The organism is Arthrobacter sp. 01T428, assembly GCF_056398685.1.
The window spans coordinates 121,996-133,772 of sequence record NZ_JBFTPW010000002.1 but is presented as its reverse complement, the minus strand read 5'-3'; the positions used below and the strand labels follow the sequence as shown (position 1 = coordinate 133,772).

Genomic DNA, 11,777 nt, shown 5'->3' with positions numbered 1-11,777 from the left:
GGCACGAGAGTCTACCGGGCCTTGCTGATTGTTCCGTCCAGCTAAGTTGGCCGGAACCCGGTCCTTAGCGTGCAGGAGAAGATTGTAAGTACACTTACCGAAGTCATCACGAGCGAATATCGGAGCGGCAATGACTTCTGCACGGACCTTTGAGTCGATCGTCATTATTTTTAATCCCAACAGCACGGGGGATGCACGCAGGCTGGCTGAGGGTCTCCACAACGAGCTGGAGAATCTTCTCAGCTACACCGCGGACATCAGGCTCCAGCCAACCGCCCATGCTGGCCATGCCGTCGAGCTGGCGCGCGACGCTGTGAGCGGTGGCGGGGATGTATTGGTGGTTTCCGTCAGTGGTGACGGCGGCTACAACGAGGTTGTCAACGGCGTAATGCAAGGATGCAACCCCAAGGCGGTGTGCGCGGTGCTGGGGGCGGGCAATGCCAATGATCACAGGCGGAGCACGGGCACCCAGCCGCTCGGGGAGGCGATCGCCGCGGGCAGGGTGCGGAGCATCGATTTGCTGCGCGTGCACACGGGAAAGGGGTCGGTCTCGCCGGGGGAGTACGCGCACTCGTATGTCGGCTTCGGGCTGACCCCGGTAATGGCGATTGACCTGGAAAAGGGCGGCAAGGGCGCCCTGAAGGAAATGGTCTCCGTGATCCGGACCTTCTCGAAGTTCGAGCCCTTCGAAATACGCCTGGCCGACGGCAAGCGCCGCCGTTTGGACAGCCTCGTGCTCGCCAACATTCCGGAGATGGCCAAGTATGCCACGCTCAGCGACGCCGACGACAAGCTCGCTGACGGAAAATTCGAAGTGGTCCTCTTTGCCCACAAGCCAAAGTGGCGGGTCCTCTTGACGGCGCTGCGTGCGGCTACCAAGGGGCTGGGGGACCAGCCCAGCGTGAGCAGCTACTCGTTCACCACCCTCAAGCCCCTGAGCTACCAGATCGACGGTGAAGTGAAATCCGTTGACGCGGACGTGCCGGTCAGGATTGAGTGCGCACCGGCGGCCCTGTCCACCCTGGGATAGGAGGGCGCGGGGCCGTCATCGTGCTGCTGATCTTCGGCCTATTCAGAGGACGTCGAAGCAGGGTCTAGACGTGGATGGCCCGCAGATGGTCAGGCCTTCGCCGGCACAGGATCGTTCGGGTGTGGATTCAGTGGCGTGATCTCCACGGTCATCCACACGTGCAATGGGAGCGAGGCAAGGATTTCCTTGAGATCGGCTTCGGTGTCGGCGCTCCAGAGGCCGACAGTGCGCCACTCGCCCGGCTCTGTGGGCGGCCGCCACAATCGCAGGAGGTGGCCCATCTGCGCGAGTTCGGCAGCGCGGATAGCCTCGCGATCCTTGGTGGAGTCGACCGTCGATTCCGGCGTTCCATGCGGGACGTTCGTGGTGAGGGTGGTGAGGAATTCCATCGGACTGATTTCTTTTTTGTTGTGTGATTGTTGGCCTGCGGGCGGGTGCCCTTTCTCTGAGTCAACCCGAGTCCACGTCTGCGGTCCACGACTTGTATCCGAGCACTGGTAGGCCCCGCCTCCCAGCGGTCATTCCGGCGTACAATCAACCCGTGGAACTCCGGCAGCTCACCTACTTTGTCGCTGTCGCCGAGGAGCTGCATTTCGGTCGAGCCGCAGAGCGGCTCCACATTGCCGGCCCGTCGCTGTCCCAGCAGATCATCAACCTTGAGCGCGAGCTCGGGACTCAGCTCCTCATCCGTGATCGCAGGCATGTCGAGTTGACGCCCGCCGGCAGCGAGTTCCTGACTGACGCCCGCGAGGTGTTGGCCGCTGCCACGCGAGCGTTCGATCGGGCTCGCAACGGAGACCGACAGTTGCCGCTGCGGCTGGGCTATGTCAGTTGGCTTCCCCCGGGGATCGCGACAATGCCCACCCTTCGGATCCGTATCGACGAGTGGGTCCTGCCATCCCATACCCAAGCGGCGCGGGTGGCCGAAGGCAGCCTCGACCTCGCCATCGCGTGGATTGAGAATGCCGACGTCGTGCGGCAGAACCTGGTGGCCGAGCTCCTAATGTACGAGCGACTGCAGGCGGTCATGCCAGGCGCCCACCACGCGACCCGTCACGACAGCGTGCCAGCAGCCGAGCTCACGGTTCTCGTCGATGTTGACGAAGCGTCCTGGGACTCGTGGAACCGCTATGCGTTGGCCTTCGCGAAGGCCAGCGGGGCGTCCGTCACACACATCGACGACGGTGGCATTACCGGACCGGCATTCTTCGAACATGTGGCTCGTTTGAGGCGGCCAGTGCTGCAATCGCCTAAACGCCATGCGGCGCCGATGCCACCCACCTTGACCCGCCGGCCCGTCACGTCCCCGGTACCGCTGTGGGCATGGGATCTGCTGCATCGCGCGGATGACACACGGCCTATCGTCACGGGCGCGATCCGAACGTTGATCGACGGTGCATCGGCGGCTGGGTGGCGAATCCCCCCGACCGAAACCCACTGGCCCCCAACCACTGAAAAGCAAGCGTGAAACGTTTCGCACACCTAGGTCAAGGGAACTGAGGCAGCCACCGGAGCCTAGTAATCGACGAGCCGCCGCCGGAGGGACACCGTCCCCAAGACGAGTCCGACTGCGGCCGTAGCCAGCAGTACCGCGAGGTCGCGGCCGAGGTTGTCGGTCGATTGGTAGAAGATCGCGGCCTCCAAGGCATCCACGCCATAAAACGTTGGTGTGAAATGCGCTATGGCCTGGATCCAATCCGGCAGGAAGGCTGCAACACTGATTCCTCCGCTGAGGAAAAACAGGTAGATGGAGAGGTTGATGCCTGCCCCGGCAACGGCTGAAAAGCGTCGCAGCGCGCCTCCCAAAGCGGTCCCAAGCCCCGCGGCCGCCAGCGCGATCAATCCGATCGCGGCCAGAGCCGGCAACCAATACCAGCCGGCAGGCCGGAGCACCCCAAAGGCGAACGACAAGGCCAGCACCACCGCCGCCACGAGCATTGTCGTCACCCAGCACGCCAGGATTTTGCCGGCAATCAGTGTCCCGCGGCCAATCGGCGAGAGCAACAGCGCCTTGATGGTCAGGTCTTCGAACTCGCGGGCCGCGGCCAACCCGCCGTTGACGATCCCCATGATCGTAAGAAGGAGCACGAGGATCGGCACGAGCTGGAACTGGACCAGGTCGACGTCGTGCGGCCTCAGGTCCGATTCGGACACGCCGACCATGATCGGAGTGTCCGGCTGGCCGGCATAAAAATTCGTAATAGCGGCTGGCACTGAACGGCGCAGATCGTTGGTGAAGTCGAGGTTCAGGTTGTTGATCTGCACGCTGACGGGGTCGGGCCGCCGGGCCCGGTAGTCGTCGTCGAACGTGGCGGGCACGGTAATGACCGCCGCAACATGAAGGGTGTCCAGCAGCTGGGTGGCTTCAGAGGGAGTTGCCCGCTGGACGCGGAAGGCGTCCGAGTTCTCAAGGATCGAGACGAGTCTCTGCGCTTGCGGCCCGCTGTCCTCGACCACCAGGGCGACCGGGTTCCGGCCGACCGCGCCGGCAACTACGAAGATGATCAGCAGGAACGCGACGGGCGGCAGCAGGCTGGCCAGAATCGCCGACGGCGTGCGGAACCAGGTCAGGATGTCTTTCGCCGCGATAGCGAGCACGGCACGCCCGGACGCCATCAGTGCCTCGCCCCCCGCCGGCTGAACACGAAGGCCGAGAACCCTACGGCCACCACGGTGAAGCCCGCCAGCACGATCGCGTCCGCAGTCAGGCCCTGCGGAGCCGTCTGGTAGCCGTGGAAGGCGTGCTGGAAAGCGGCGATGGCATACGCGAGGGGCGATATCGCGGCGATCCCGCCCGGGATGGCACCCAGCCAGTTCGCCGGCCCGAACGGTCCACTCAAGAAAAACAGGGGAAGAACGGCCGCGATGGACAAGGGGATTGCCTGCTGCCTCCGGCGGACCAGCGTCCCGACGAGGACGCCGAGGGCGAGGAACGCCGCCAGTATCAGGAGTCCGAAGCCCAATACTTCGAGGGGATGGAGCGGATGGACTCCGATAAACAGGACCACGACGGCGAGTAGCAGCAGCGCGGACGCCGCCGCGAGGACCGCGGCTCCCAGTACCTTGCCTACCCCGATGGTCAAACGGCTCACAGGCGCCAGTGCGAGTTCCTTGATGGTCCCGAGCTCGTAGTCCCTCGCGGTATTGACGCTGCCTTGTAGTTGGGACGCGAGCATCAGGCCGGCAACCATGATGCTCACGGCGAGGTACGGAATGTAGCCGGTGTCCTGGGCGTGGACGTCGGATTCGCGGGCGGTCACTACTACTTGGTCCGGGAAGGCGTCCGCGTAGAAGGACGTGATGGACAGCGGCACGGCCCGGCGGATGTCGTTGGTGAAGTCGACGTTCAAGTTGTTGACTTCCACGGGAATCTCGATCCGCGCTCGGGCGGCAAGTGCGGCGTCGAACTCTTGCGGCACGGTGACGACGGCGACGATGCTGCCGGAGTGGATCTCGCTCTCCGCTTCGGCGGGGGTTGCGGTGTGGATGATGAACGAATGCGAGCCGTCCATGGCCTGGACGAAGCGTTGCGCGAGCGGTCCGTGGTCGTTCATCACGACGGCGATCGGTGCCTGGCCCCCGCTGATCGCAAAGAGGAGGAAGAGCAGCAGGAAGTTGATCGGGATGAGGACGCCGATGATCGCGAAGAGCGGCTCCCGGAGGGTGAGGCGGATGTCCGTCGCCGCCACGGCCCGTATCACGCGGAGGTCATGGCGGAGGCTCATTCCCGGAGCTCCTTGCCTGTCAGGCTGAGGAAAACCTCGTCGAGGCTCGGCTCGCGGCTCTGGATCTCCTCAAGGCTCGTGGAATCGACGACGGCGGTCACCACCCTGCCGGTGACATCGGAACCGCCTTCCACAGTGACCTTCAGCGAGCCGTCGGATGTAACTGCCGAGACAACGCCGGGGAGCGCGAGGACCTTTTGAACGATGTCTTCCCCAGGCGCCGGATGGGTGCGCATTTCGACCACCGTGTCACCGAAGCTGCGCCGCAGCTTCGACGGCGAATCGAGCGCCACGAGCCGTCCGCGGTCGATGATGGCCAGGCGATCGCACAGGGCGTTCGCTTCCTCAAGGTAGTTGCTGGTGATGAGCACCGTGGTACCGCGGTCCTTAAGTTCGAGGATCCGGTCCCAGAGGGCATGCCTGCTCTGCACATCGACGCCGAGGGTCGGTTCGTCGAAGTAGAGCAGTTCCGGTTCGTGGAGCATGGCCCGGACCAATGCCAGCCTTCGCTTCATGCCGCCGGAGAACGTGGCGACGCGGCTCTTCCGGCGCTCCTCCAATTGCGCCAACTCGAGGAGCTCGGTGATCTTCCGCTCGAGACCATGCCTGGGCACGTCGAAGAGATCGGCGTGGAACCGCAGGTTGGCCTCGGCCGTGAGTTCCTCGTACAGGGCGTTCTCCTGCGGTACGGTCCCGAGCGAGCGCCGGATCCCGCGTGGATCCTTCAGCAGATCGATGCCCAGCACCTTGACATGGCCGGAACTTGGGCGGCTGAGGCCGCTGATCATGTTGATGATGGTCGTTTTGCCTGAGCCGTTGGGCCCCAGAAGGCCGAAAATCTCCCCGCGCTCCACCTGCAGGCTGAGATCGTCGACGGCGGTGAGGGAACCGAAACGCTTGGTCACACCTACGAGCTCGATGGCCGTTTCAGTCATGCCTTCTCCTGCCCGTGCTGGCGGGTTGCACAGCCGCCACTCGCGACGGGCGCGACGGGCGCGGCCGCTCGGCGCGAATCGCGGCGGCCGCTTCCGTCAAAGCGGCGTAGTTGTGCCCGCTCACGAAGGCGTCACAATAGGGCAGCGCAGCGGCCATCCCGCCTGCCAAAGGTTGGTAGCCGGTGCCAGCCTTCCTCGGATTAACCCAGACGATCCGGTACGCAAGGCGTCGCAACCGCGCCATCTGGGCTTCCACCAATTCCGGCGCGTCCTGGGCCCAACCGTCGGAGAGCACCACAACCACCGCGCCCCGTGCCAGCCCGCGGCGTCCATGGCCGTCGATGAAATGCCGGAGGCTCTCCGCCAGCCTGGTGCCACCCGCCCAGTCCGGGGCGGCTGCGGCTCCGAGGGCCAGGGCCTCGTCGGCATTCCGGTTCGAAAGCTGCCGGGTCAGCCTGGTCAGCCGGGTGGAAAACACAAACGCCTCGGCTTGGGCACCGGCCACCGCTCCCTGAACCAGGGACAGGAAGACCTGTGTATACGGTTCCATGGACCCGGATATATCGCACAGGAACACCAAGCGGCGCGGACGCGCGCGACGGCGGGAGTAGACCAAGGAGCTTGCGTCGCCACCGGCGCGCCGGGCAGCGCGGATGGTGCGCCGGAGGTCGAGCTTCGCACCGTTGTGCGCCCATTGGCGTGTCCGACGGCTGCGGCGCTCCGGGGTTGCCAGCACGATGCGCCGCACCAGCTGGCGCACCTGGGCACTTTCTTCGGGGGTGAGCTCGGCGAAGGATTTCTCATGCAAGTGCTCGTCAGCGGAGGCCATGGCCAGGATGGCCTCGAACCCGGGTGCGTTGGATTCGTCGTCGTTCCCTTCGCCGGGGACGGCGAGGGGTGCCCGCGACGCCGGGACGTGGCCGTCGGCATGTGCCAGGCGTCGCTCGCTTACAGCGGCCCGGGCGTGCTCCGCCGCGCCGATTGCTGGAGGACTGTTGGCATCACCGCGGGTGTCTGCCGGATCGAGCATCCCGTCAAATGCTGCCGAAAAGACGGCATCGAATGCCGGCAGTTGCTCATGCGAGGAGACGAGCGCCACCCGGCAGGTCCAGTACAGCGGCTCCCGCGCAGTAGGAGGAACGATCCGGAGCGCTTGGGCCAGCCAGCCCGCACGGTCCGGGGAACTCGGCAGCCCTGCACGGCGCAGGGCCATGCTGAACCCCACCGCCAAAGCCGCCGCATCGACGCCCGCCAGGCCATCACTCGGCGCGTACTCAGGCATTGCCGCCCGCCACCCATCCCGGGCCGCGGGCCCACGCAAGGTCCAGGTCATCGCGATTCTTCAGGACCGAACCCCAGGTCTGATTCACCGCAACCGGATCCAGCCGGTCGACGCCAAGCACAGTGAGGGCGGACACCCAGTCGATTGCCTCCGCGATCCCCGGAGGTTTGGCCAAGTCCAAGGATCGCAGCCTGGTGATTGCAGCTGCGGCATCCAGGGCGAGTGGCTCGGCGCTCCCAGGCACCCTACGGCGAACAATCGCGGCGATCCGCTCCGGCCGGGGGTAGTCAATCCAGTGGTACAGGCAGCGCCGGGTCAATGCGTCGTGCAGGTCCCTGGTCCGGTTGGAGGTCAGGACGACGACGGGCGGGTGCGTGGCGCGGATAGTGCCCAGCTCGGGAATAGTCACGGCGGCTTCGGCCAGCAGCTCGAAGGTGAAGGCCTCGAACTCCGCGTCGGCCCGGTCGATCTCATCCAGTAGCAGGACGGCGGGACGCGGGCCCGGATGCTCGATCGCCTTCAGTAGCGGGCGACGCAGCAGGTACTGTTCCCCGAAGAGGTCGGCCTCCTCCATACGGACGTCCCGGACTTCCGCCAATCGGATGCCCAGGAGCTGGCGTTGATGGTTCCACTCGTAGAGCGCCTCGCCCACGTCGATGCCCTCGTAGCACTGCAAGCGATACAGGGGAGTGTCGAGCACCTTCGCCAGTGCCTTCGCCGCCTCGGTCTTCCCGACGCCGGCCTCACCCTCCAGCAGGATGGGTTGCGGCAAGCGGACGGACAGGAACAGTGCGGTCGCCAGTCCGACGTCGGCAAGATAGTCGCCGTCGTCGAGCGCGGACGTGAGCGCGGAAACGTCCGGGACAAGACGCCGCACCTCGTCTTCCGCGCCTGCCCGCACCGGCCCGGAGGTCCGGGGCTCAGGACGCGGCATATCGTTCCGGATCGGCGAGGAAGGCCCTCCTGCATCCAGGGGAACAGAAGTAGTACGTCGTTCCGGCATATTCGGCGTGCAGCGTCGACTCCACGGCCGCGACGCTCATGCTGCAGACGGGATCCACGGCGGTCGCAGGTTCGGCGCTCGCCGGCACCGGATCCGCCGTCGCAGCCTCTACGGTCGCAGCCTCCGGAGTCGTCGTGTCCGCAGTCCGGCCGAGGTGGCGCACGGACACTAGCTCGGCCAAGATCGACAGCGCGATCTCGGCAGGAGTCCGGCCGCCCAGCAGCAGCCCCGCCGGGCTGTGCACGCGCGCACGCTGGCCGTCGTCGACGTCGAGCGAGGCCAGGACGGCGGCGCCGCGCGTGCGGCTTGCGACAAGGGCGACGTACGGCACCCCTAGCCGGAGCGCGGCCTCCAATGCGGGTTCCTCGTCCCGGCCCTGCGACGCGACGATGAGGGCGGCGTCGTCGGCCCGCGGTTCCGCCGTGGCTCCGTCGCTGAGTTCCATGTCCAGGTCGAGGATGGCACCCAAGGCACCCAACGCTTGTGCCACGGGGGTCGCGCCGACCACCACCACCCGGGGAGCGGGCATTTGCGGCTCGAGGAAGATCTCCACGGCGCCGCCGCTGAGGCAGGGGTTTGAAACCTCGACGGCGCCCTCCTCGCGGGTGCGGGACGGTTCACCGGGGACGACGCGCAGCAACAGGGGTTCGTGCTTGGAAAGCGTCTGCAGGCCGTATTCGCGCACGGACGCCTCGACGCACGTGCCACCCAGGAACCCGTCGATGTCCCCGTTGGCCAGCACCAGGGCGGTGTCCCCGGCGTGGGCGCTGGTGGGGTGCTGCGCGCGGACTACCGTGGCACGCACAAACGGTTCCCGGCGCTCCACAAGTTCCTGCACCTTAGCGGCCAAGGCTTCTCCGTGCAGCGGCATGTCACACCGGTGGCCTGGCCCGGCCCTGCATGGCCTCCCACACCCGGGCCGGCGTGCACGGCATATCCATGTGGGTCACTCCATATGGCGTCAAGGCATCCACGATCGCATTGACGATGGCCGGCGGGGACCCGACCGTGGCGGATTCACCGATGCCTTTGGCGCCGATGGGGTGGTGCGGCGATGGCGTGACGGTGAACCCGGTCTCCCAGTCGGGGACTTCCATCGCCGTCGGGATGAGGTAGTCCATGAACGAGCCGCTGAGGCAGTTGCCCTCCTCGTCGAACGCGATGATTTCCATGAGCGCCATCCCGACGCCGTCGGTCAGCCCGCCGTGGACCTGGCCTTCGATGATCATCGGATTGATCCGGGTCCCGCAATCGTCCACCGCGATGAAGCGACGGACCTTGACGTGGCCGGTACCGGCGTCGACGTCCACCACGCAGATATAGGCGCCGAACGGGAACGTCAGGTTGGGAGGGTCATACGTCACCTCCGCGTCGAGGTTACCGTCGATGCCCTCCGGGAGGGCCACCGTGCCGTGGGCGCCGAAGGCGATCTCGGCGATCGTCTTGCCGGCGCTTGGATCGCCCTTGACGAACCAGCGGCCCTTTTCCCACTCGAGGTCCTCGGGCCGGGTCTCAAGCATCGCAGCGGCAATGAACCTCGCCTTGTCCCGTACCTTCCGCGCCACCAGCGCTACCGCGCCGCCGCTGACCGGCGTCGAGCGGCTCCCGTAGGTGCCCAGGCCGAAGGGGGTCTGGTCAGTGTCGCCGTGGACGACGTCGATGCTCTCAGGCGGGATGCCGAGTTCCTCCGCCACGATCTGGGCGAACGTGGTTTCGTGGCCCTGCCCCTGGCTTTGCACCGAGATCCTGACGACGGCCTTGCCGGTGGGATGGACGCGGAGTTCCGCGCCGTCGGCCATGCCGAGTCCCACGATGTCAAAATGCTTACGGGGCCCGGCGCCGACGGTCTCAGTGAAGAAGGACACGCCGATGCCCATCAGCTCGCCGCGCTCCCGCTTTTCGAGTTGCTCGCGCCGGAGATCCTCGTACCCGGCCATTTGCATGGACAGCCGCATGGCAGGCTCGTAGTTGCCGGAGTCGTAGATCCAGCCGGTCTTGTTGGCGTAGGGGAACTGCTCGGGTTTGATGAAATTCTTGAGCCGGAGCTCTGCCGGATCCATCTCGAGTTTCCGGGCCAGGATGTCCACCATGCGCTCCACGAGGTAGACCGCTTCCGTCACGCGGAAGGAACAGGCGTAGGCGACGCCACCGGGGGCCTTGTTGGTGTAGACACCAGTGACCTTGCAGTAGGCCGCCTTCAGGTCGTAGCTCCCGGTAAAGATGGAGAAGAAGCCGGCCGGGGTCTTGGTGGGCTGTGCGGTCGCGTTGAATGCACCGTGGTCTGCCAGCACGTTGGTCCGGACTGCCAGGATCTTGCCTTCCTTGGTGGCTGCGATCTCGCCCTGCATGATGTAGTCGCGGGCGAACGACGTGGACATCAGGTTTTCCGAGCGGTCCTCCACCCACTTCACCGGCTTCCCGGTGACGATCGAACCGACGACGGCCAGGACATAGCCGGGATAGATGCCCACCTTGTTGCCGAAGCCCCCGCCGATATCGGGGGAGACGATCCGGATCTTGTGCTCCGGAATGCCGGCGACTATCGCATACAGGGTCCGGTGGGCATGCGGGGCCTGGGTCGTTTCGTAGAGGGTCAGACTGCCGTCGATCGGATCGAAGTCCGCCACGGCGCCGCAGGTTTCCATGGGCGCCGGATGCACTCGGGGGTACACAACCTCCTGGGCGACGACGACGTCGGCAGCGGCGAACACCGCCTCGGTTTCGGCCGCATCGCCGATCTCCCAGTCGAAGATCCGGTTGTCCGTCCGGCCCTCGATATCGTCGCGGATGACCGGCGCGCCGGGATCGAGGGCGCGGCGGGCATCAATCACCGGAGGCAACATGTCGTATTCGACGTCGATCAGCTCCAAGGCGTCCCGGGCGGCGTAGCGGTCCTCCGCGACCACGAAGGCGACTTCCTGGCCCTGGAAGCGGACCTTGTCCGTGACGAGGACTGCCTGGACGTCCGCGGACAGGGTGGGCGCCCACGCGAGGTTGAGGGCCTGCAGGTCCTTGCCGGTGATAACGGCGAGGACCCCGGGATGCGCCAATGCTTCGGACGTGTCTATGGAAACCAGTCGGGCATGCGCAACGGGAGCGCGCAGAATGGCCCCATGCAGCATGCCGGGCAGCACAATGTCGTCGAGGTAATTGCCCTTGCCGCGGACGAACCGCGGGTCCTCCTTGCGCTGGAGGCGGCCGAACCCGATCGGGCGGCCCGGGTCTCCGGCCGCCGGGTTGGGTGCATGCTCCTGGACGGTGGTCATGCCGTCACCTCTTCTTCGATGGTCCCTCCGGCACCGCCGTCGTCCGCCTGGGCGTCCGTCTCAGCGTCCCAACCGGGCGGGTGGGCTGCGGCCCACTTCACCGAGCGGACGATCGTCGCGTAACCGGTGCACCGGCAAATCTGGCCGGAAATGGCTTGGCGGATCTCGCCGTCGTCGGGATGCGGGTTGCGGTCCAGCAGGGCCCTGGCCGTGAGCATCATGCCTGGAGTGCAGAATCCGCATTGCAGGCCGTGCTCCTCCATGAACCCCTGCTGCACCGGATCGAGCGTGCCATTGACGGCCAGTCCCTCGACGGTCCGAATGTCGTGCCCGTCGGCCATGGCTGCCAGCACGGTGCATGATTTCACCGGTTGTCCGTCCATCAGGACCACGCAGGTTCCGCAGTTGCTCGTGTCGCATCCCCAGTGCGTGCCGGTCAATCCAAGGTTTTCGCGGATGAAGTGGACCAGCAACACGCGGGGTTCGATCTCCCGGGTCACCTTGTCCCCGTTGACCGTCATGCTGACCTGCATTGC

11 protein-coding genes are annotated in these 11,777 nt (G+C 65.9%); 2 read left to right on the top strand and 9 right to left on the bottom strand.

Features of this window, described 5'->3' with window-relative positions; all coding sequences use genetic code 11:
• Nucleotides 1-130: 130 nt before the first annotated feature.
• Nucleotides 131-1,030, top strand: coding sequence for a diacylglycerol/lipid kinase family protein (locus AC1DJB_RS04650; RefSeq protein ID WP_441437495.1), 900 nt, complete (start codon nt 131-133; stop codon nt 1,028-1,030).
• Nucleotides 1,031-1,119: 89 nt separating this feature from the next.
• Here AC1DJB_RS04650 and AC1DJB_RS04645 read toward each other — a convergent pair whose 3' ends face one another.
• Nucleotides 1,120-1,419 (bottom strand): muconolactone Delta-isomerase family protein, encoded by a 300-nt coding sequence (locus tag AC1DJB_RS04645; RefSeq protein ID WP_307053787.1) that lies wholly within the window; start codon nt 1,417-1,419, stop codon nt 1,120-1,122.
• A gap of 152 nt (nt 1,420-1,571) precedes the next feature.
• On the opposite strand from AC1DJB_RS04645, the gene AC1DJB_RS04640 reads away from it, so the two are divergent.
• The gene (locus tag AC1DJB_RS04640; protein ID WP_284989127.1) at nt 1,572-2,498 is read left to right on the top strand and encodes a LysR family transcriptional regulator; all 927 of its coding nucleotides are present in this window, start codon (nt 1,572-1,574) and stop codon (nt 2,496-2,498) included.
• A gap of 47 nt (nt 2,499-2,545) precedes the next feature.
• Here AC1DJB_RS04640 and AC1DJB_RS04635 read toward each other — a convergent pair whose 3' ends face one another.
• The 8 genes from AC1DJB_RS04635 to AC1DJB_RS04600 are packed head-to-tail and all read right to left on the bottom strand — an operon-like array spanning nt 2,546 to nt 11,774.
• Nucleotides 2,546-3,646 carry an ABC transporter permease gene (locus tag AC1DJB_RS04635; RefSeq protein ID WP_476909979.1) on the bottom strand — a complete coding sequence of 367 codons (1,101 nt, stop codon included), beginning with the start codon at nt 3,644-3,646 and terminating at the stop codon, nt 2,546-2,548.
• On the bottom strand, nt 3,646-4,755 hold the full coding sequence (locus AC1DJB_RS04630) for an ABC transporter permease (RefSeq protein WP_476909978.1): 1,110 nt from the start codon (nt 4,753-4,755) through the stop codon (nt 3,646-3,648). Before AC1DJB_RS04630 ends, AC1DJB_RS04635 begins: the two co-directional genes overlap by 1 nt.
• Nucleotides 4,752-5,690 (bottom strand): ABC transporter ATP-binding protein, encoded by a 939-nt coding sequence (locus tag AC1DJB_RS04625; protein ID WP_476909977.1) that lies wholly within the window; start codon nt 5,688-5,690, stop codon nt 4,752-4,754. Before AC1DJB_RS04625 ends, AC1DJB_RS04630 begins: the two co-directional genes overlap by 4 nt.
• A complete protein-coding gene (locus AC1DJB_RS04620; protein WP_476909976.1) occupies nt 5,683-6,972 on the bottom strand; it encodes a vWA domain-containing protein in 1,290 nt (429 codons plus the stop codon). Before AC1DJB_RS04620 ends, AC1DJB_RS04625 begins: the two co-directional genes overlap by 8 nt.
• Nucleotides 6,965-7,906, bottom strand: coding sequence for an AAA family ATPase (locus tag AC1DJB_RS04615; protein ID WP_284989122.1), 942 nt, complete (start codon nt 7,904-7,906; stop codon nt 6,965-6,967). The genes AC1DJB_RS04620 and AC1DJB_RS04615 overlap by 8 nt, the downstream gene beginning before the upstream one ends.
• Entirely contained in the window at nt 7,893-8,846 is a 954-nt protein-coding gene (locus AC1DJB_RS04610) for an XdhC family protein (protein WP_476909975.1), read from the bottom strand. The genes AC1DJB_RS04615 and AC1DJB_RS04610 overlap by 14 nt, the downstream gene beginning before the upstream one ends.
• A 1-nt stretch (nt 8,847) precedes the next feature.
• The gene (locus AC1DJB_RS04605) at nt 8,848-11,241 is read right to left on the bottom strand and encodes an aerobic carbon-monoxide dehydrogenase large subunit (RefSeq protein ID WP_476909974.1); all 2,394 of its coding nucleotides are present in this window, start codon (nt 11,239-11,241) and stop codon (nt 8,848-8,850) included.
• Nucleotides 11,238-11,774, bottom strand: coding sequence for a (2Fe-2S)-binding protein (locus AC1DJB_RS04600; protein WP_284989119.1), 537 nt, complete (start codon nt 11,772-11,774; stop codon nt 11,238-11,240). Before AC1DJB_RS04600 ends, AC1DJB_RS04605 begins: the two co-directional genes overlap by 4 nt.
• Nucleotides 11,775-11,777 lie beyond the last annotated feature (3 nt).